Origin of the sequence: Streptomyces auratus (assembly GCF_050433025.1) — a bacterium.
GTDB lineage: Bacteria > Actinomycetota > Actinomycetes > Streptomycetales > Streptomycetaceae > Streptomyces > Streptomyces sioyaensis.
The window spans coordinates 3925800-3945948 of the sequence record NZ_JBNGCB010000003.1 but is presented as its reverse complement, the minus strand read 5'-3'; the positions used below and the strand labels follow the sequence as shown (position 1 = coordinate 3945948).

17 protein-coding genes and 1 pseudogene are annotated in these 20149 nt (G+C 70.4%); 11 read left to right on the top strand and 7 right to left on the bottom strand.

Translation table 11 applies throughout. From position 1 onward, the window contains the following. The first annotated feature begins 72 nt into the window (after nucleotides 1-72). Nucleotides 73-849 (top strand): alpha/beta fold hydrolase, encoded by a 777-nt coding sequence (locus BKA18_RS36370; RefSeq protein WP_366048165.1) that lies wholly within the window; start codon nucleotides 73-75, stop codon nucleotides 847-849. Between the two features lie 78 nt (nucleotides 850-927). Beyond that, nucleotides 928-1192 (top strand): annotated as a pseudogene (locus BKA18_RS36365) (IS5/IS1182 family transposase); the annotation flags it as partial. 17 nt (nucleotides 1193-1209) lie between these two features. On the opposite strand, the gene BKA18_RS36360 reads toward BKA18_RS36365, so the two are convergent. Beyond that, on the bottom strand, nucleotides 1210-2106 hold the full coding sequence (locus BKA18_RS36360) for an alpha/beta fold hydrolase (RefSeq protein ID WP_366048164.1): 897 nt from the start codon (nucleotides 2104-2106) through the stop codon (nucleotides 1210-1212). A gap of 800 nt (nucleotides 2107-2906) precedes the next feature. Between BKA18_RS36360 and BKA18_RS36355 the strand changes: the two genes are divergently transcribed. The 4 genes from BKA18_RS36355 to BKA18_RS36340 all read left to right on the top strand — a co-directional run bounded on the left by BKA18_RS36355 (nucleotide 2907) and on the right by BKA18_RS36340 (nucleotide 8762). Then, nucleotides 2907-4193, top strand: a complete 1287-nt coding sequence (locus tag BKA18_RS36355; protein WP_366048163.1) for an AMP-binding protein — start codon at nucleotides 2907-2909, stop codon at nucleotides 4191-4193. A 53-nt stretch (nucleotides 4194-4246) separates the two neighbouring features. Next, complete coding sequence (locus tag BKA18_RS36350) at nucleotides 4247-5836, top strand: acyl-CoA carboxylase subunit beta (RefSeq protein WP_366048161.1); 1590 nt, start codon at nucleotides 4247-4249, stop codon at nucleotides 5834-5836. 505 nt (nucleotides 5837-6341) lie between these two features. Further along, entirely contained in the window at nucleotides 6342-7559 is a 1218-nt protein-coding gene (locus tag BKA18_RS36345; protein WP_366048160.1) for a cytochrome P450, read from the top strand. 123 nt (nucleotides 7560-7682) lie between these two features. Continuing rightward, nucleotides 7683-8762 (top strand): Gfo/Idh/MocA family protein, encoded by a 1080-nt coding sequence (locus BKA18_RS36340; RefSeq protein WP_366048159.1) that lies wholly within the window; start codon nucleotides 7683-7685, stop codon nucleotides 8760-8762. A gap of 250 nt (nucleotides 8763-9012) precedes the next feature. Here the strand turns inward: BKA18_RS36340 and BKA18_RS36335 are convergent, their stop codons facing one another. The 3 genes from BKA18_RS36335 to BKA18_RS36325 form a co-directional block, all read right to left on the bottom strand. Next, nucleotides 9013-9495: an ATP-binding protein gene (locus BKA18_RS36335; protein WP_366048158.1), complete on the bottom strand. Its 483-nt coding sequence runs from the start codon at nucleotides 9493-9495 to the stop codon at nucleotides 9013-9015. A 7-nt stretch (nucleotides 9496-9502) separates the two neighbouring features. After that, nucleotides 9503-11023, bottom strand: coding sequence for a glycerol kinase GlpK (gene glpK / locus BKA18_RS36330; RefSeq protein ID WP_366048157.1), 1521 nt, complete (start codon nucleotides 11021-11023; stop codon nucleotides 9503-9505). 226 nt (nucleotides 11024-11249) lie between these two features. Beyond that, nucleotides 11250-12155 carry a 1,4-dihydroxy-6-naphtoate synthase gene (locus BKA18_RS36325; RefSeq protein ID WP_366048156.1) on the bottom strand — a complete coding sequence of 302 codons (906 nt, stop codon included), beginning with the start codon at nucleotides 12153-12155 and terminating at the stop codon, nucleotides 11250-11252. A 243-nt stretch (nucleotides 12156-12398) separates the two neighbouring features. Between BKA18_RS36325 and BKA18_RS36320 the strand changes: the two genes are divergently transcribed. From BKA18_RS36320 to BKA18_RS36310, 3 genes are all read left to right on the top strand, one after another. Beyond that, nucleotides 12399-13481, top strand: coding sequence for an arylcarboxylate reductase (locus BKA18_RS36320; protein WP_366048155.1), 1083 nt, complete (start codon nucleotides 12399-12401; stop codon nucleotides 13479-13481). 64 nt (nucleotides 13482-13545) lie between these two features. Next, on the top strand, nucleotides 13546-14709 hold the full coding sequence (mqnE, locus tag BKA18_RS36315; RefSeq protein WP_006608176.1) for an aminofutalosine synthase MqnE: 1164 nt from the start codon (nucleotides 13546-13548) through the stop codon (nucleotides 14707-14709). A gap of 60 nt (nucleotides 14710-14769) precedes the next feature. After that, nucleotides 14770-15075 carry a ferredoxin gene (locus BKA18_RS36310; RefSeq protein ID WP_006608177.1) on the top strand — a complete coding sequence of 102 codons (306 nt, stop codon included), beginning with the start codon at nucleotides 14770-14772 and terminating at the stop codon, nucleotides 15073-15075. 244 nt (nucleotides 15076-15319) lie between these two features. Here the strand turns inward: BKA18_RS36310 and mqnC are convergent, their stop codons facing one another. From mqnC to BKA18_RS36295, 3 genes are read right to left on the bottom strand one after another with little or no spacing between them, the layout of a single operon-like run. Further along, nucleotides 15320-16543 (bottom strand): cyclic dehypoxanthinyl futalosine synthase, encoded by a 1224-nt coding sequence (gene mqnC / locus BKA18_RS36305; protein WP_366048078.1) that lies wholly within the window; start codon nucleotides 16541-16543, stop codon nucleotides 15320-15322. 46 nt (nucleotides 16544-16589) lie between these two features. Continuing rightward, a complete protein-coding gene (locus BKA18_RS36300; RefSeq protein WP_006608179.1) occupies nucleotides 16590-17495 on the bottom strand; it encodes a menaquinone biosynthetic enzyme MqnA/MqnD family protein in 906 nt (301 codons plus the stop codon). A gap of 47 nt (nucleotides 17496-17542) precedes the next feature. Beyond that, the gene (locus tag BKA18_RS36295) at nucleotides 17543-18313 is read right to left on the bottom strand and encodes a thioesterase II family protein (protein WP_366048040.1); all 771 of its coding nucleotides are present in this window, start codon (nucleotides 18311-18313) and stop codon (nucleotides 17543-17545) included. Nucleotides 18314-18637: 324 nt separating this feature from the next. Here BKA18_RS36295 and BKA18_RS36290 point away from each other — a divergent pair, with 324 nt between their 5' ends. Next, nucleotides 18638-19039: a DUF6069 family protein gene (locus tag BKA18_RS36290; RefSeq protein WP_366048041.1), complete on the top strand. Its 402-nt coding sequence runs from the start codon at nucleotides 18638-18640 to the stop codon at nucleotides 19037-19039. Further along, on the top strand, nucleotides 19036-20019 hold the full coding sequence (locus BKA18_RS36285) for an ACP S-malonyltransferase (RefSeq protein WP_366048042.1): 984 nt from the start codon (nucleotides 19036-19038) through the stop codon (nucleotides 20017-20019). The genes BKA18_RS36290 and BKA18_RS36285 overlap by 4 nt, the downstream gene beginning before the upstream one ends. Nucleotides 20020-20149 lie beyond the last annotated feature (130 nt).

Here is a 20149-nt window from a genome sequence, read left to right as displayed (position 1 = left end):
GCCCCGTCCGGGTGCAGAAGTTTCAATGCATACACAGGGAAATCGCCTGGAGCATCGACCGGAAGAGCCATCATGAACACGACGCAGCAGACGCTTCTGCCCGCTTACGACCATCGGCCGGGGACCGGGCCGACTCTGGTGTTCCTGCACTATTGGGGTGGTTCTGCCCGCACCTGGGACCTCGTCGTCGACCGCCTGGCGGGCCGTGACGTGCTCACGGTCGACTTCCGCGGGTGGAGCCGGTCGAGCGCTCTGCCCGGTCCCTATACGCTCGGTCAGCTCGCCGACGACACGCTCGCCGTGCTCGCGGATGCGGTCGTCACCGACTACGTCCTGGTGGGGCATTCGATGGGGGGTAAGGTCGCACAGCTGGTCGCGGCCACCCGGCCCGCCGGCTTGCGCGGCATCGTTCTCGTCGGCTCCGGCCCGGCGAAGCCCGCCGCACAGGTCACACCCGAGTACCAGGAAGCCCTGTCGCACGCCTACGACTCCGCCGAGTCCGTGGCCGGGGCACGGGATCACGTCCTCACCGCGACCGAGCTGCCCGCTCCGGTCAAGGCGCAGATCGTGACCGATTCGCGGACCGTCACCGACGCCGCCCGCACCGAGTGGCCGCAGCGCGGCATCGCGCAGGACATCACCGAGCACACGCGCATGGTCAGCGTGCCCGCTCTCGTCGTCGCCGGAGAATACGACCAGGTGGAGCCCGTCGGCGTGCTCCGCGACAACCTGGTGCCCTACCTCTCCCAAGCCGACTTCGTGGTGGTCCCCCACACCGGTCACCTGATCCCGCTGGAAGCCCCGGCCGACCTCGTCGACGCCATCACCGCATTCGCGCCGGCAGCCTGACCGTCCCCGCGGCCCGACGACGGGCTGTGCCCCTGATCACCCGCCCACAGGGCCGGGACAGGCCCTGCCGCGTTGCACCGCACCCTGCTCGACGGCCGCAACTTGCGCGGCCGGATTGCGCGCAAAGGAGAGAAGGACCGAGTCAGGAAAGTCGACGGTGGCACGTGGAGCGCACCCACGCCTGGCACAACGCCTTCCACTGCCTCACCCGATGCTACGAGCGTCGACTCACCATGAGTGACGCCTTCTTCGACCTCGCCGACGCCGCTACACCGTACGTAGTCCGAGCCGCCAAGCATGGAGGACTCACCGCGGGAAGGCCCGCCCTTACCTGCGCCCATGAGCAGACGCCCTATCTGCCTATCTGCGCGAGTTCTCAGCCCCGCCCGCGAAGAACGCCCCCAGCCGACGGTTGATTTCCTTCGCGTTCGCCATCGGAAGGCCGTGGTGTGAGGCCTCGTCGATGACCGCGCACTCGACGTCCGGCAGCAGCTCCTTTGCCCCGGCCCGCACACGCTCGATGTCGTGCACCTTGCTGTGCCGGGCCAGGAGCACGAGCGTGGGGACGGTGAGTTCGCGCAGCCGGTCGGCGGGCGGGCGACGCGCCATGACCACCTTCGCGCGCGGCGTGCGGGCCGCGCCCAGGGCGTACACCTCCCGCCAGGCCGCGTCGGGCGGCAGACCGCCCGCCTCCCAGGCGATATGGGCGCGGGCGCGGGCGGCGGTGGGGCGGGTGAGGAGCGGCAGCGCGTGCAGGAGGTAGCCGGGTTTCATACCGGCGAAGCAGTTGTTGGGGTCGATGAGGGCGAGACGGCGTACCCGGTCCCGGGCGTGCAGGGCGTAGCCGAGGGCGATCCGCGCACCGTACGAGTAGCCGCACATGTCGGCCGCGCCGATGCCGAAGTGGCTCAGGAGCGTGTCGAGCCAGTCCATGAGGTCGGCAAGTTTTTTGACGGGCCGCGGGCCGTCGGCCGGGCTGTGGCCGACATCGCCGAGGATGTCGGGCGCGTACACCCGGTGTGTGGCGGCGAGTTCGGCCACGTTGGCGTACCACACGGTGGACGTCGTCCCGCCGCCGGGCAGCAGCACCAGCGGCGGGGCGTCCGCGGGCCCGCAGACGTTGACGCGTGTGGTCCCGAAGTCCGTACGGACGTCCACCGGCTCGACGGGGACGGGCCATGCGGCCAGTACGGCGTCGTACGCCGCGGAGAAGGACGCAGGAGCGCGGGTGGAGGAGGAGTGCGCGTCATCGACCATGGAATTCCTCAGCGTTGCCGGGTTTTCCTCGCAAGAATAATCTCGGCGGTGGCGGTGGCTGAGGGGTGTCAGAGGGGCCAGGGCCCCGCCCCGCGGCAGTTCTGGAGCAGATCGGGGCAAATAAGCCAGGGACCAGGTAGCCAGGTAGCCAGGGCATCGACCGGGGGCCGGGCCTGCGGGCTCGACAGCCCCTCCGACCTCCGGCTGGATTTCCGGCAGGCCCTGGGGCACCTCCGCAGGCCCATCGCAGGCCCCCGCCCCCCGAGGACGAGAAGGCCGCGGGCTGAGTCCCGCGCCACTACCGCCGCGGCGATCCGGGCCGGGGGCCGCCTCGATCGGCAAGGATCGTGGCGGTCGGGCAGTCAGGGCGGTCGGGGCGATCAGGGCCTCCCGTGCCTCGTACGAACACCGCCGCACCATCCGCCCCACGCCACCGGACTACCAGCAATTCTCCTAGTTCCCGGCAAACGGCCTTGTCCGCGTCCAAAACGTGCGGCGAAGCTGGCGGTCGGCCGATGGTTCGTCCCGGTGGGAAAGGCTGCGGCCGACGCGGACACCGTTGCCGGGTTCGGGCGGCAGCTCGTCCGAGGTCGCGCCGGTCCGGCCGTTTCTGCCGCGGCCGGCGGAAGCTCCCGTTCCCGGCCTCTGCCGCCGGGGCGGCCACGACTGCGCACCAGGATTTCCGCGCGGAAGTCACTCGGGTTCTTTTGTGGGGGCCGGCACGAAAGGGGGACGAAGTGGTCGCTCAACAGACACTGTCCGACCAACAGACACTGTCCGACGGCAGCAGGCTCGGACAGGTGGAACCCAGACCGTACCGCCGGCGGCTTCCGCAGACTCTGCCGCTCACCCTCGACGGCATGTTCACCAGCATCGCCCGCAGGTTCCCGATGGCCAGAGCCGTCCAGGAAGGGCAGCACCATCTGTCCTACGGCGAAGCCGAAACCCGGGCCGAGCAGTTGGCGTCGGCGCTGGTACGCGGCGGAGTGCAGCTGGGCGACCCCGTGGTCGTCCACTGCGGCGATCACCGGCAGGCGGTCGTGGGCCAGCTCGCGGTGCTGAAGGCGGGAGGGGTGTGCGTACCGGTCCCCGCGGCGTCGCGCGGTGCGCGGCTCGACCGGATCATCGAGGTCAGCGGGGCCCAGGCGGTGCTGTGCAGCACCGTGACGCGGCCGGTCTGGAGCTACCGCTGTATGTCGTGGGTGCTGGACGACCCGGCCACCTGGAGCAAGATCGCCGTCCAGCGACCGGACCCCGCGCTGCCGCGCTCCGGGCATACCGAGGCCGCCTACCTGCTGGTCTCCGATGTGGACTGCCAGGGGGTCGGCGGCTATCTGACCGACCATCGCGCATGGCAGCTGGCGCTGTCCGCCAGGATCCGCCGGGCCGGCAGTGCGCACGACGGGGTGATCGTGCACCATCCTCCCGTCCGCACGACGACGCTGCCCGCGATGTGGTGGGCGTTCGCCTGCGGGGGCACGCTCCATGTGCCGTCCCGCTACGACGGTTTCACCTGCTCACCGGCCCCGAAGCGGAAGGCCGCCGCGGTCTTCGGCCCGGACGAATACGGGCTGCTTCTGCAGTCCCCCTCCCTGGCCTCCCACCCGGTGCCCCCGCGGCTGACCGTGCTGATCGGCGGCCCCTGTCCGCGCACGGTGATCGATCGGCACTTCGAGGTGCTGCCCCGGGCGCCGCTGTGGGTGGAGTTCGCCGCTGCGGACGGCACGATGCCGTGGACGGTACGGGAATTCAGTCCCGACAACCCCTGGCCGGAGCATCCAGGGGCGAGCCGCCCGGTGCCGGGTGTCCATGTGCAGGTGGTGGACCCGGCCGGCAGCCCCGTGCCGACCGGACAGACCGGTGAAGTCCACGCCACGGGGCCCGCGTTGCCCTACGGCAGCATTCGCAGCGCCGACGGGGCCTGTCTGGCGGAGGACACCGCGCCGGTGCTGGCCTCGGGCCGGCTCGGCCGCTGGAGACGGGACGGCACGCTGGAATTCTGCGGTCCGGCCTCGGTGCCGCCCGCCGCACGGCCGCGGGACCCGGCCTCGGTGCCGGCACCCGCCGCATGGCCCCGGAACCCGTAGACGCCCGGGGACCTGCCGGAAAGCGCCGATGTGGAGAGGTGGAATCGCTGCCGATGACCTACTGCGAGCAAGGCCCCGCCGAGCGAGTGCCGCACGAGGCCCGGGGGCGGGTGGCCGAACTCCACGCCCTCCACGAGCAGGCCCGGAACGGACCCGGTGAGCGTGCGACCAGGGCGCAGCACGCCAAGGGCAAGCTGACCGCTCGTGAGCGGATCGGCCTGTTGCTGGACGAGGGGTCCTTCACCGAGGTCGAGCCGTTGCGCCGGCACCGTGCCAGCGGGTTCGGTCTGGAGGCCCGGAGGCCGTACACCGACGGTGTGGTCACCGGGTGGGGACTGGTGCACGGCCGGACGGTGTTCGTCTATGCGCACGACTTCCGGATCTTCGGCGGCGCGCTGGGCGAGTCCCATGCCGCCAAGATCCACAAGATCATGGACATGGCGCTGGCGGCCGGCGCCCCGCTCGTCTCCCTCAACGACGGCGCCGGGGCCCGCATCCAGGAGGGCGTCGTGGCGCTGGCCGGCTACGGCGGCATCTTCCACCGCAACACCCGCGCCTCGGGCGTCATCCCGCAGATCTCCGTGATGCTCGGCCCGTGTGCCGGCGGCGCCGCCTACTCCCCCGCACTCACCGACTTCGTCTTCATGGTCCGTGACACCTCGCAGATGTTCATCACCGGCCCCGATGTCGTCCGGGCGGTGACCGGCGAGAAGATCACTCAGAACGGTCTCGGCGGCGCCGACGTCCACTCCGAGATCTCCGGTGTCTCCCACTTCGCCTACGACGACGAGCAGACCTGCCTCGACGACGTGCGCTATCTGCTGTCGCTGCTGCCCGGCAACAACCGGGAGCGGCCGCCGACCGTCCCCACCACCGACCCGGTAGACCGTCGCTGCGACCGCCTGCTGGACCTGGTCCCGGCGGACGGCAAGAAGCCGTACGACGTCTGCGAGGTCATCGAGGAGATCGCCGACCACGGCGAGTTCATGGAGGTCCAGGAGCGCTGGGCGACGAACGTGGTGTGTGCGCTGGCCCGGCTCGGCGGGGAGGTCGTCGGCGTCGTCGCGAACCAGCCCCGGTCGCTCGCCGGTGTGCTGGACGTCCATGCCTCGGAAAAGGCGGCCCGGTTCGTCCAGCACTGCGACGCGTTCAACATCCCGCTGCTGACACTGCTGGACGTGCCCGGATTCCTGCCGGGCGTCGGTCAGGAGCACGGGGGCATCATCCGCCACGGGGCCAAGCTGCTGTACGCGTACTGCAACGCCACCGTTCCCCGGATCCAGCTGATCCTGCGCAAGGCCTACGGCGGAGCCTATATCGTCATGGACTCCCGTTCCGTGGGCGCGGACCTGTCCTATGCCTGGCCGACGAACGAGATCGCGGTGATGGGCGCCGAGGGTGCCGCCAACGTCATCTTCCACAAGGAGATCGCGGCGGCCGACGATCCCGAGGCGATGCGGGCCCGGATGGTCAAGGAGTACAAGTCCGAGCTGATGCACCCCTATTACGCCGCCGAACGGGGTCTGGTGGACGACGTCATCGACCCCGGCGAGACCAGAGCGGTGCTGATCCGCTCCTTTGCGATGCTGCACACCAAGCAGGCCGACCTGCCGCCGCGCAAGCACGGGAACCCTCCGCAGTAGGCGGCGGGGGGCGTGGTGCGATGGTGGGTACGGGCGCCGTACACCGGCCGTCCCGCGGCCGTGCGGCCCTGCCTCGCGGGACGCTCCGGCCGGGTCCGGCAAACCGCCCGATGAACAGGCCCGGAAGGCCCCCTCACGGCGCCGTTGCGCCGGGCGCCCCGACTGGCAATTCCCTAGAGTTCCCCCACCGGACTGGCTCCCTCTGACCGGTCCGTGCTGGGCTGTGGCTGTCATCGGGCTCGGGCCACACCGAAAGGGGAGTCGCCATGGGATCCACTACCCCGGGACGCCGCTCGCGCACCCCGTAGTGCGGACCTGCCCTCGACCGCAGACTCGACCGGCCACCACCCGCCCCCGTGGAGCACGGCATCGAGCTGTCCCGCTTCCCGAACCGGACCAGTGTCTTCGGTCTGCGACGGCCGCCCGTCGTACCCGGTGCGGCTGCCCGCTGCGCACGGGCCCCGAGCGCGGCACCCCAGTGGCCACCAACAGCAACGGAGGAGTCATGGTTTACGAGCCGAAAGCGCCGGTGATCCCGTACAAGCGCACCTGCCCTTTCGATCCGGCCGCCGAATACGCGCAGCTGCGCGAGGAGGACCCGATCAGCCCGGTGACCTTCGAGCTGTCGCCGCGCGAGAAGGACGGCTGGCTGATCACCCGGCATGATCACATCCGCCAGATCATGACGGACCCGCGGTTCAGCCACCGCAGCGAGCTGCTGGCGCTGGTGCACTCGCCGCCGTTCGAGGTGGAGGAGTACTCCCCCGAGCCCTCCGCACCGGGCAACTTCGTGCGGATGGACGCTCCGGAGCACACCCGCTACCGGCGGCTGCTGACCGGGTTCTTCACCGTACGCAAGATCCAGCAGTACGAGCCCACGCTGGAACGGATCATCGACGGAGTGCTCGACGAAATGGCGGAGATGGAGCCGCCGGTGGACCTGGTGAAGGTCTTCGCGGAGAAGATCCCCGCCAGGTCGACCTGCTCCATCATGGGGGTGTCGGAGAGCGATCTGACGGCCCTGGCGGAGCACTTCTCGGTCATCATGCGGATCGACTACACGCTTGAAGAGTTCATCCATCACAACACCGAGCTCAATGCCACGCTGGAGCGGATGATGGCCGAGCGCTTCGCCGGCGATCCGGGGGACGACCTGCTCGGTCAGCTCATCGCGACCGGCGAGCTGACCGAACAGGAGATGTTCAACATCGCCTGGATCGCCATCGGCGGTGCGCTGGACACCACTCCCAACATGTTCGCGCTGGGCACCTTCGCGCTGCTGGAGCACCCCGAGCAGCTGGCGAAGGTGCGGGAGCGGCCGGAGCTGATGGAGAACACCGTCGAGGAGCTGCTGCGCTATCTGACGATCTCTCACTTCGGGGCGAGCCGGGTGGCGCTGGAGGATGTCGAGATCGGCGGCCGGACCATCAAGGCCGGTCAGACGGTGGTGCTCTCGCTGCCCTCGGCCAACCGTGATCCGCGGTACTTCGAGAACGCCGACGAGTTCGACATCGACCGCCCCTCGCGCCGGCATCTGGCGTTCGGCTTCGGGATCCACCAGTGCCTGGGACAGCACCTCGCGAGGGCGTCGCTGCGCATCGGCTTCCAGAAGCTGTTCGACCGCTTCCCGGATCTGCGGCTCACGGTGCCCGCGCAGCAGGTGCCCCTGCGGGAGACCGCGATGCACTACGGCGTGTACGAACTGCCGGTGACCTGGGGCTGATTCCCCCGGGCCCGGCTGTGACGGCAGGGCCGGCGTTCCGTGGCCGTAGGGCCGCCCACCGATTACCTGGGTGGTGGCAGACCGCCCCGCCTCAGCCCCCGAGGATTTCCATTGGATGACTCCGTGCCCGCTCAGCGAACCACTCCCCCACAGCAGCTGTCCGCGCGTACCGGCCCGTCCCTCGACCGCAGCGACACGGGTGCCGGGACGAAGCCGGTGCGCTTCGGTGCGCTGGGTACGTCGTCCTTCGGGTGGCGGCGGGTGCTTCCGGCGATGTCGGACTGCCCGGAGACCGAACTCGTCGCGGTGGGCGGCCGCAGTCCGGAGCGCACCCAGCGGTTCGCCGACCGGTTCGGTTGCGCCGCCGCCACCACGGAAGCGCTCCTGGAACGCGACGACATCGACGCCGTCTACATCTCCCTGCCGCCGTCGCTGCACGGCGAGTGGGCGGCCCGGGCGCTGCACGCGGGCAAGCACGTCCTGGTCGAGAAGCCGATCGCCACGACGGCGGACGAGGCCCGGGCCGTGGTCGCCCTGGCCGAGGACCGTGACCTGGTGCTGCGGGAGAACTTCATGTTCCTGCACCATCCGCAGCATGACGCGGTCGCGGCCCTGATCGCCGAGGGGCGGCTCGGGGGGCTGCGCTCGTTCCGCGGCGCGTTCTGCTTCCCGCCACTCCCCGCGCAGGACATCCGGTATGTGCCCGGACTCGGTGGCGGTGCGCTGCTGGATGCCGGGGTGTATCCCCTACGAGCGGCCGCGATGCTGCTGGGTCCCGGGCTGCGGGTGGCGGGCGCCACGACGCGTGTGCGGCGGTCCGACGGGCTCGATCTGTCGGGCCAAGCGCTGCTGGTGTCACCGTCCGGTGTGCTGGCGAGCGTCGAGTTCGGTTTTGAGCACGCCTACGGCTCGTTCTACTCCCTGTGGGGCGCGGGGGCGAAGGTCACGGTGGACCGGGCGTTCACCCCGCCGGCCGGGTACCAGCCGGTGCTGGTGCTGGAGGAACAGGACCATGTCGAGAAGTTCACGCTCCCGGCGGCGGATCAGCTCAGCCGGTCCCTCGCCGGATTCGCCGCGGCCGTGGCCGCCGGCGGCGCCGCGGCCGACCCCGGGGAGGCCCGGTGGCGGCAGGAGGCGATCGCCACGATGGAACTCGTCGACGCGGTCCGTGCGCAGGCGGTGCCGGTGACCGTGGAGGGGTAGGGGCCCGGGGCGCCCCCGCGGGCGGGTCTGACTGCCGTCGGTTCGGACGGTGCGCAGACCGGCCGCGGGGCCGGGGCGGCAACTGGGACGATGAACCTTGTCGAGGGTTCGGGACGGACCGCAGCACGAGCAGAGCGGCACGGATCGTCGCGCAGGCGCTGCCCGCCATGGAGGGCTGCAGAGTTCGTGGCGGCGTACGCGGAACCGGCGCCGGCCGCCGACCCGCGGGTCGGATCATGCGGTGGGCGTATCAGGCCGCAGCGCAGGCAGGCAGAGCGACACGGAGACCGGCGCGGGCGCGCCAGCCGTGGCGCGGGTGCCGTGTCTCGGTCCAGTCGGCCAGAACGCTGACGATGCCCAGGCCACGGCCGCATTCGTCCCGCGGTCTGGTGGAGCGCGGGCGCAGCCCGGGCGGCTGGCCGGTGTCGAGGACGTCGATGCACACGTCCCGGCCGGCCAGGGACAGGTGCACCGTCATCTCGGACCGTCCGTGGCAGGCCGAGTTGGCGGCCAGCTCCCCGACGATGAGTGCGATGCGGTCCCGGTCTTCTTCGGCCACACCCCAGCGGTTCAGGTGAGCCAGGACGAAGCGGCGTACGGTCCGCACGTGGCGCTTCTCGGCGGGCAGGGCGATCACGGCGTGCCGGCACGCCGGTTCGGGAAGCCCGGGCGGCGGCAGTGCCGATGGGCCGGCAGGGACGCATGCCTGTGACCTCGCTGAGACTCTGTTCATTCCTTCCTCAGTGGTCCTCTCCGATCCAGCCCAAGGTCCGCTCGACTGCCTTGTGCCAGAGCTGGTATTCGTGGTCGCGTTCGGCCGCGTCCATCCGGGGCGTCCACTCGGCGGCGCGGCGCCAGTTGGCGCGCAGCGCGTCGGTGTCCGGCCAGAAGCCCACAGCCAGGCCGGCGGCGTAGGCGGCGCCGAGGCACGTGGTCTCGGCGACCATCGGGCGCACCACGGGCGCGTCGAGGGCGTCGGAGATCGTCTGCATCAGCAGGTTGTTGGAGGTCATGCCGCCGTCGACCCTCAGCGCAGTCAGGTCAACGCCGGAGTCCTTGTGCATCGCGTCGACGATCTCGCGGGTCTGCCAGGCGGTGGCTTCGAGTACGGCGCGGGCGATATGCGCCTTGGTGACGTATCGGGTCAGGCCCGCGATCATGCCGCGGGCGTCGGAGCGCCAGTAGGGGGCGAACAGTCCGGAGAAGGCAGGGACGCAGTAGCAGCCACCGTTGTCCCCCACCGACCTGGCCAGGGTCTCGATCTCCGCGGCGGTGCTGATCAGTCCCAACTGGTCGCGCATCCACTGGACCAGCGAGCCGGTGACCGCGATGGAGCCCTCCAGTGCGTAGACCGGCGCCCGCCGGCCGATCCGGTGGCCGACCGTGGTCAGCAATCCGCTGTGGGATCTGACGGGCCGGCGGCCGGTGTTCATCAGCAGGAAGGTGCCGGTGCCGTACGTGGCCTTGGCTTCGCCCTCGGAGAAGCAGGTCTGGCCGAACAGCGCCGCCTGCTGGTCGCCGAGCGCGGAGGCGACCGGCACGCCGTACAGGGCTCCGCCGGCCATGCCGTACACGTCGGCGGAGGAGCGGATCCGCGGCAGGATGGTGGCCGGAATGTCCATTGCGGCGAGGATGCGCTCGTCCCACTCCAGGGTGTGCAGGTTCATGAGCATGGTGCGGGAGGCGTTGGTGACGTCGGTGACGTGGACGCCGCAGTACGGGCCACCGGTGAGGTTCCAGATGACCCAGGAGTCCATGGTCCCGAAGAGGATCTCGCCGCGTTCGGCGCGCTCGCGCAGGCCGGCGATGTTGTCCAGGAGCCAGCGGATCTTGGGGCCGGAGAAGTAAGAGGTCAGCGGCAGGCCGGTCTCACGGCGGAACCGGTCCTGGCCGACGTCGCCGCCGAGCTCCTTGCACAGCGCGTCGGTGCGGGTGTCCTGCCAGACGATGGCGTTGTGCACCGGCTCGCCGGTGTTCTTGTCCCAAAGGACGGTGGTCTCGCGCTGGTTGGTGATGCCGATCGCCCTGAGGCCCCGGGTGATTCCGGCTTTGTCGAGGGCGCCGGCGACGACCTCCTCGACGTTGGTCCAGATCTCACTGGCGTTGTGCTCCACCCACCCCGGCCTGGGGAAGATCTGCTCGTGCTCCTTCTGGTCGATGGAGACGATCCGGCTGTCCCGGTCGAAGATGATGCAGCGGCTTGATGTGGTGCCCTGGTCGATGGCGGCGATGAACGGCCCGGCGGTGTGCGCGTCGGTCACGGTTGCTCCTGGAGCGGCTCAGTACGGTGCGGGGCGGCGGGGCCCGATGTACAGAGGAGCCAACTGGTGCAGGGCAGCGCCGATTCGGCTCGGCGACCGCGCCCAGGCAATAGCCCCGATCGGAGCGCGGCTACTCCGATTCCCGTCCACTGTTCGACAATGTCGACCGCTGGGCGGCAGTCTTCTTGCCGCGGGGAATGACGTCAAGTGGTTGCCGGACGGTAACTTAAAGTTCCAAAGATCCTTGAGTGGTGATCTGGCGCGGTCCGGGAAAGTCCAGTGCCCCGGGGGTCACCGGCGGCACGAGGCCCTCGGTGGCGGCCCGGCCGAGCAGTTCGCGCACTGCTGCGTAGCCGTCCTCGCCGAGGGCGGCGGTGTAGTCGTTCACATACAGGCCGATGTGCTGGTCGATCACGTCCGGGGCCATCTCCTGGGCGTGTTCGCGGACGTAGGGACGGGATGCCGACGGGTTGTCCCAGGCGAAGCGGACGGAGTCGGTGGCGGCGCGGGCCACTGCCCGCAGGCGGTCCTCCCCGAGGTCCCGTCGGGCGACGATCGCCCCGAGGGGGATCGGCCGGCCGGTGACCGCCTCCCATTCCTCGCCCATGTCGGCGAGGCGGTGCAGCCCGTACTGCTGGTAGGTGAAGCGGGCCTCGTGGATGACGAGTCCGGCGTCGATCGCGCCGTCCCGGACCGCGGGCATGATTTCGTGGAAGGGCATCACCACGATCTCGCCCACGCCGCCCGGCACGGCTCGCGCCGCCCACAGGCGGAACAGCAGGTAGGCGGTCGAGCGCACGCTGGGCACCGCGACGCTCCGCCCGGCCAGCCGCTCCGGGCCGGAGCCGGCCGGGCCGTCCTCGGGCCGGGTGAGGACCAGTGGCCCGCAACCATGGCCCAGTGCGCCGCCGCACGGCAGCAGCGCGTACTCGTCCAGGACGTACGGCAGGGCCGCATAGGAGATCTTGAGCAGATCCGCGGCGCCGCGTTCCGCGAGGCCGTTGGTGACGTCGATGTCCGCGATGGTCACCACGAGGCCGGGAGCCTCCGGGAGCAACCCGTGGGACCAGGCATGGAACGCGAAGGTGTCATTGGGACACGGTGAGTGGGCGATCGTCAGCCGCTGGGCCATGGGTCCCCTCCGCCGGGGTTCGTTCGGGCAGCCGGCGCGGAGCTCCGGCGCCGTCCCTCCCAGGAAACCCGTTGTGGGTATGGGGAATTCCCCAGAGTGGACTCGGCGAGTATGAAGAGGGGCCGCCGGCGTCGCCGTGTCGGACTGCACCCCGGTGCCGGTCCGGCCGGGTGACGCGGGCGGCAGCCCGGCTCCCGCAGATCCGCGCGCGACTGCGGCCTTCCCGGCAGGAAAGGAACGGCGATGCCGCCGACCACCGCACCACTGGACACCTCCCGCATGGAGCGCTGGCTGTCCATGGACCTCGACGCGTGGACCCGGCATGTCGTACGGCGCCACTTCGCTCCGGACACCGGGAGTCCCTATTGGCTCAAGCGCCGTGACGAGCTGGATTTCGACCCGCTCGACATCACGCACTACACCGAACTGTCGGCGTTCGGTCACTTCACACTCGCCGCGCTGCGGGACCTCGACCCCGTCGACCTGGTCCCGCAGGCCGTGCCGCGCCCGCTGTCGGGGCGCGTCTTCGACTCGGGTGGCACCACCGGCCGGCCGTGCCATGTCTTCTACACCCGGCCGATGCTCGACCACCACTCCCGCTGGCGCCGGTTCGGCCTGGTCACCGCAGGTTTCGAACCGGGCCGCAGCTGGGTCTACGCCACTCCCGGAGGGCCGCATGTGGTGGGCGAGGGCGCCGCGCAGATCGCCCATCTGTATGCGTCGGTCGTCTACGGGATCGACCTCGACCCGCGCTGGATCAAACAGCTCATCCGGGGGTGCCGGCTGGCCGAGGTCAACCACTATGTCGATCATGTCGTCGACCAGATCACGGACCTCATGAGCAGTCGGCGGATCGACTACCTGGAGACGACGCCGGCGCTGTTCCAGGCGCTGGTGCGGCAGCGTCCGGAACTGGTCGAGCAGCTCGACGGCGTCGGACTCGGCGGCACACAGATCGTGCCGGCGATGTACCGGGAGTTCGCCGGGGCGCTGGACGGCGGTCCGATCGGGACGGCCTACGGGAACACCTTCGGCTGTGCCATGGGCCTGCCCGCGGAGGAGGACGGCGACGTCCTTCCGTACGTCCCGCACTATCCGCAGGTGACCATGGCCGTCGTCGACAAGAAGGATCCGACGCGGACGGTGGGCTACGGGGACGTGGGGCAGGTCCGGCTCACGGTGTTGCACGAGGATCTCTTCCTGCCCAACATCCTCGAACGCGACCAGGCCGCGCGGTACCGCACCTCGGCCGACTGGCCCTGCGACGGGGTGGCGAACGTACAACCGCTGCAGGTCTCCCGGGCCGCTCCCGAAGGAATCTACTAAGGCGATGCCATCAGCGCCTGTGAGCACTCTTTGCCAAGGTCAAGCACTAGGAAGGTAGTTGGGGATGGACGCAGGACTCAAGCGTGAGCTGGAGGAGAAGGTCTATGCGGGAGAGCGGCTGTCCCGCGAGGACGGTATCGCTCTCTACGGGTGTGACGACCTGGCATGGCTGGGCGGGCTGGCGCACGAGGTGCGGACGCGCAAGAACGGCGATGTCGTCCACTTCAATGTGAACCGTCACCTGAACATGACGAATGTGTGCACCGCCTCCTGTGCGTACTGCTCCTTCCAGCGCAAGCCGGGCGAGCAGGATGCGTACACGATGCGGATCGAGGAGGCCGTCCGCCTCGCCAAGGCGATGGAGAACGACAACCTCACCGAGCTGCACATCGTCAACGGTCTGCACCCGACGCTGCCGTGGCGCTACTACCCGCGGTCGCTGCGCGAGCTGAAGAAGGCGCTGCCGGACGTCTCCCTGAAGGCCTTCACCGCCACCGAGATCCACCACTTCGAGACCATCTCCGGGCTGAGTGCCTCCGAGATCCTCGACGAGCTGATCGACGCCGGTCTGGAGTCGCTGACCGGCGGCGGCGCCGAGATCTTCGACTGGGAGGTGCGCCAGCACATCGTCGACCACCGCACCCACTGGGAGGACTGGTCGCGCATCCACCGCCTCGCCCACGAGAAGGGCCTGAAGACCCCCTCGACGATGCTGTACGGGCACATCGAGGAGCCCCGCCACCGCGTCGACCACGTGCTGCGGCTGCGTGAGCTCCAGGACGAGACCGGCGGCTTCCAGGTCTTCATCCCGCTGCGCTACCAGCACGACTTCGTCGACATGCAGGACGGCAAGGTCCGCAACAAGCTCCAGGCCCGGACCACCATGGCCTCGGGCGCGGAGGCGCTGAAGACCTTCGCGGTCTCCCGGCTCCTCTTCGACAACGTGCCGCACGTCAAGGTCTTCTGGGTCATGCACGGGGTGTCGACGGCTCAACTGGCCCTGAACCACGGCGCCGACGACATGGACGGTTCGGTGGTCGAGTACAAGATCACGCATGACGCGGACGACTTCGGTACGCCGGACAAGCTGACCCGCGAGGACATTCTCGACCTGATCCGGGACGCCGGCTTCCGCCCCGTCGAGCGCAACACCCGCTACGAGACCATCCGCGAGTACCCGGGCCCGGACCCCGAGCGCCGTGAGTCGCCCCAGCCCATGCGGGTCTGAAGCCCGCCGGCCCCAGCGCCCGAAACCACAGACCAAGACCACGATCGGCAGGCAGGCGGTATGTCCACCAACGTGAACGTGAACAACGACGAACTCGAGGTCTGGATCGACCAGGACCTGTGCACCGGAGACGGCATCTGCGTGGAGTACGCGCCGGAGGTCTTCGAGCTGGACATCGACGGCCTCGCCTATGTGAAGGGGGAGGACGACGAGCTGCGCCAGGCGCCCCGGGCCACCGTGCCGCTGCCGCTGGATCTGATCCGGGATGTCGCGGACTCGGCGAAGGACTGCCCGGGCGAGTGCATCCACGTACGGCGCGTCAAGGACGAGGTGGAGGTGTACGGACCGGAGGCCGAGTCGGCCTGACCGGGCCGGCGGGCCCGCCGGACACGTAGGAACGCCGGACACGCAGCGCACAGGCCGGTTCCCGAAGAGATGTCTTCGGGAACCGGCCTGTCGGCGTGGGCGGCCGGCCGGCAGTCGGCGGCGTCCCGCACCCGGCACAGCAGTCGGCGTCCTGCCCCCAGCACAACGGTGACCGGATCAGCCGAGTGATCCGGTCACCGTGTGGGAAGGGCCGTCGCGCCGCGCGGCACCGAGGACGAGGCCGTCAGCTCGCCCCGATCACCTTCAGTTCGGGGTGGCTGCGCGCCTCGTCCAGGCCGTCGAGGGCGGTGGAGGACAGATGGGAGACGACGTGGTCGTCGACCGGGTCGTTGGCCGGGTCGTCGTGCACGAGAAGGTGCTCGTAGGTCGTGGCGCGCTGGGCCGGGACCCGGTCGGCCGCCCGGATCAGCTGCAGCAGTTCCATACGGTTGGAGCGGTGCTTGGCGCCGGCCGAGGAGACCACGTTCTCCTCCAGCATCACCGAGCCGAGGTCGTCGGCGCCGTAGTGCAGGGCAAGCTGGCCGGCCTCCTTGCCGACGGTCAGCCAGGACCCCTGGATGTGCGGGACGTTGTCCAGGAAGATCCGCGCGATGGCCAGCATGCGCAGGTACTCGAAGACCGTCGCCTGGGTCTGGCCCTTCAGCTTGTTGTTCTCGGGCTGGTAGGTGTAGGGGATGAACGCCCGGAAGCCGTGGGAGCGGTCCTGGACGTCGCGGATCATGCGGATGTGCTCGATGCGCTCGGCGTTGGTCTCGCCGGTGCCCATCAGCATCGTGGAGGTCGACTCGACGCCGAGGCCGTGCGCCACCTCCATGATCTCAAGCCAGCGCTCGCCGGACTCCTTCAGCGGCGCGATGGCCTTGCGGGCCCGGGCCGGCAGCAGCTCGGCGCCGGCGCCCGCGAAGGAGTCGAGCCCGGCGGCGTGAATACGCTGGATCGCCTCCTCGACCGACACCTCGGAGATCCGGGCCATGTGCTCGACCTCGGAGGCACCGAGGGAGTGGATGACCAGCTCCGGGAAGGCCTTCTTGATCGCCGAGAAGTGTTCCTCGTAGTACTCGACGCCGTAATCCGGGTGGTGCCCGCCCTGGAACATGATCTGGGTGCCGCCCAGTTCGACGGTCTCCGCGCAGCGGCGCAGGATGTCGTCCAGATCGCGGGTCCAGCCCTTGGCGGTGTCCTTGGGCGCGGCGTAGAAGGCGCAGAACTTGCACGCCGTCACACACACATTGGTGTAGTTGATGTTGCGCTCGATGATGTACGTCGCGATGTGCTCGGTGCCCGCGTAGCGGCGGCGGCGGATCGTGTCGGCCGCTGTGCCCAGCGCATGCAGCGGAGCGAAGCGGTAGAGGTCCAGCGCCTCTTCGGGGGTCACCCTGCCGCCCTCGGCGGCACGGTCCAGTACGGACTGGAGGCCACGGTCGGTGGCTTCGGACGGTCGGGGCATGTCGACGGCCTTTCCGGGGGTGTTTTCGGGCTCGTTGCCGGTCATGTCACGTGCTGATCGCGTCGGTGCCCAGGAGCTGGACGCGGACGTCCGGCGGGAAGCCGGCCTGTCCGCCGCCGACCCGGCGGGCGAATTCCGCGATTCCGGCGAGCTGGCGCTCACCGAGGCTGAAGTCGAGGGCGGTGGTGTAGTAGTGCTCCAGCGTCTCGGCGTCGAACGCCTCCCACCGGGCGGCCTGTTCGCAGACCGTCTTGACCTCGGTGAGGGACAGATCGCGGGACGCCAGCAGGTGGGCGTGTACGCGGCGGACGGTCTCCGGCTCCCGGGCGAGGAAGTCCTTGCGGGCGGCGAAGACCGCGAAGACGAAGGGCAGTCCGGTCCAGTCGCGCCACATCTGGCCCAGGTCGTGCACCTGCAGGCCGAGCCGGGGCGCCTCGTGCAGGGAGGCGCGCAGCGCGGCGTCACCGATGACCACGGCCGCCCGTGCCTGCTGCATCATCGCTTCGAGGTCCGGCAGGCAGCTGAAGTATGCGGGCCGGACGCCGATCGACTCCGCGAACAGCAGCTCGGCGAGCCGGACCGAGGTCCGGCTGGTGGACCCGAGTGCGACGGGTTCGCCGTCCAGCTGGTCCAGCGGCACCTGGCTGACGATCAGGCAGGACTCCACGGGGCCGTCGCTGCCCACGGCGATGCCCGGCAGCGCCACCAGGTCGTCGGCGTGCTTGAAGAATTCCATGAGGCTGATCGGCCCGATGTCGAGCGTGCCCGCGACGAGTGCGTCGTTCAGACCGTCCGGGGTGTCCTTCCTCAGGTCCATGTCGAGCAGGCTGCCGCTTCTGGCCAGTCCCCAGAACAACGGCAGGCAGTTGAGGAAATCGATGTGACCGACCCTGGGCCGTCGCCCGGTGCGCGGTGCCGGCGTGGCCGACGCGGTGAGTAGCGGTTCAGGCATGGCTGTCAGGGCTCCAGGGTGGCTCGGTCGGGGCAGCGGGGCGGCACCTATGCATGGTGGGGAAGGGCGGCGGAGGTGAAGTGCTCGCCGAGCACGTCCATCACCTCTGTCGGTCGGTCGGCCAGATAGAAGTGCCCGCCGGGGAAGACCCGCAGGTCGCAGGCGTCGGTCGTGTGCGCGTCCCAGCACCGGGCTTCGTCGAGGGACGTCTTGGGGTCGTCGTCCCCGACGAGCACGGTGACGGGGCAGCGCACGACGGCCCCGGGCTCGCTGCGGTACGTCTCGACGGCCTTGTAGTCGCTGCGGAGCGCGGGCAGCACCATCCGCAGCATCTCCTCGTCGTCGAGGACCCGCGCGTCGGTGCCGCTCAGCGCCCGCAGCTCGGCGACGATGCCGTCGTCGTCCCGCCGGTGCACCTGCTCGTCGCGGTACGCGGACGGCGCCCTGCGCCCGGAAGCGAACAGCCGCACGGGGCCGTCTCCGTCGCGTTCCAGCCGCCGTGCCACCTCAAAGGCGACCAGGGCGCCCATGCTGTGGCCGAAGAAGGTCAGCGGCCGGTCGGTCCAGGCTCGCAGCGCCTCGGCGATCCGGTCCGCCAGGAGGCCGATGTCGTCGAGGGCCGGTTCCTGGCGGCGGTCCTGCCGCCCGGGGTACTGCACGGCGAGCACGTCCACGCGTGGACTGAGTGCGGCCGAGACGGGATGGTAGAAGCTCGCGGAACCGCCGGCGTGCGGGAAGCACACCAGGCGCCGGCCCGCGTCCGGGGCCGGGTGGAACCGCCGGCACCACAGGCCGTCGTCCGCAAGGGGTGAACTCATCGTGGTGATCCGTCCTTTCCAGTGGACCGGCCCGGCCGCGCCGCGGCCGGCACCGTCGTCCCGAGCGGATCGGGAAGCACTTACTGCCGCCACTATCCAGTGGGCCCGGACCACCAGCACAAGGTCTATCGGCCCGATACGGCGGAAGTCTGGGCGTTTCCCCGGTTCTCAGGGGTGGGGGAACCGGACCGGTGGCGCTGTACCGCGCGCCGGGCCTAGCCTCACGGTGCAGCGGTCGGTGCCCAAGGAACCACAGGGGTGCGGTGCCCCGTTGCGCCCCGCCCGTACCGGTCTTGTACGTCCGCCTCAGGAGGTTGGTTCATCATGGCCGCGACATCACCACGGTCCGCCCGGGTTCTGGCCGTCCTCGGGACCATCGCCGCCACGCTCGTGGTGTGGGTGATCTCCGCGGTGCTGGTGGGGGTGCAGCTCGATGTGCGGATGAAGCCCGGTGACGCGGTCCAGCACATCGGACCGGCCGCGGTCGTCCTCGCCGGCCTCGTCGTCTCACTGGCTGCCTGGGCGCTGCTCGCCCTCCTGGAGCGCCTCACCCAGCGGGCGCGCCAGGTGTGGACGGCCGTCGCGGTCGTGGTCCTCGCCCTCTCCCTGATCGCCCCGGTCCAAGGCGGCGTCACGACCGGTGTCAAGGTGACGCTGCTGTGCATGCATCTGGTCGCGGCCGCCGTCCTGGTGCCGACGCTGGCCCGGTCGGCCGTTCGCCGATGACGGACGCCGGTCTCGCGTTCCTCTGCGGTACCGATCTCGACGCCTGCGACCCGAGCGGACTGGCCGCGTTCTACGACAGCTCTCCGGTGCTGCGCCACCGGTACCAAAAGGTCGCCGACTGGACGGGCGTGGACGCCGAGCGGCTGCTCGGCAGGGGCCACGAACGGGCCGGAGCGCGGGAGCGCGCCCTCATCGGCCGGCTGGCGCTGGCGACGGCGATGCTCGGGATCCATGACGTACTCGCGGTGCACAAGATCCGGCCCGGTGTGCTGGGCGGCCTGGGCATCGGGACGATGGTCGCGTCCGCTCTGGCGGGCGCCCTCCCGCGCGAGGCGCTGATCCGGACGCTGGCCGACGAGGCCGCCACCGAAGGCCCGGACCGGGCGGGGGCCATCGCGCTGGCCTTTCTGCCGGCCGGCGCGGACCCCGAGTGGTACCGCGGCGCCGTGCACGGTGGGGTCCGGTTCGGCGGCGCTCTGGGCCGGGACACCAGCGGAACGTACCGGGTGGTGCTGCTGACCGGGGACGGCGAGGCACTGGCGCGACTTGCCGCCGAGGCCCCGGAGGGCGCCGTCCGGATCAGCCAGGGCAACCGCGTCACGGTGCACAGTCCGCTCGGCGGGGAGGCGCACGCCAGGATGCGGCGTGTGGTGCCCGGTCTCCCGTTCACCGCCCCCGCCGTGCCGCTGTGCTCCGCGCTGGAAGCGAAGACGCTGCGTACGGCGGACGAGGTCGGCGAGCTCTTCCTGCGGAACGTGGTGCAGCCGGCCGAACTCGGCGCGCTCACGGCGGAGATGCAGGCGCACGGCACCCGGCTCGGGCTCGTCCTCGGACCGTCGCTGCCCAGGAATCTGCTCCGGTTTCCGTTCCCCGTCGTCCATGTGGAGTCCCCGGCCGATATCGCCCAGGCGATCTCGGCGATCCTCGAATTCGGCGTGGAGCTGTCCCCGGCCGGGCACAGCGTGCCGCACTGGGTGTAGGGCGCCCGTCGGGCCTGCACCACGTCAAGGGGCATGAAAGGGCGGCGAGTTCGCTCGGCCTCTCCCCCGACACCGTCGGGGGGGCGGGCCAGCCGGTGACGGTCACCGCGACCGTGACTCCCGTCGCCCC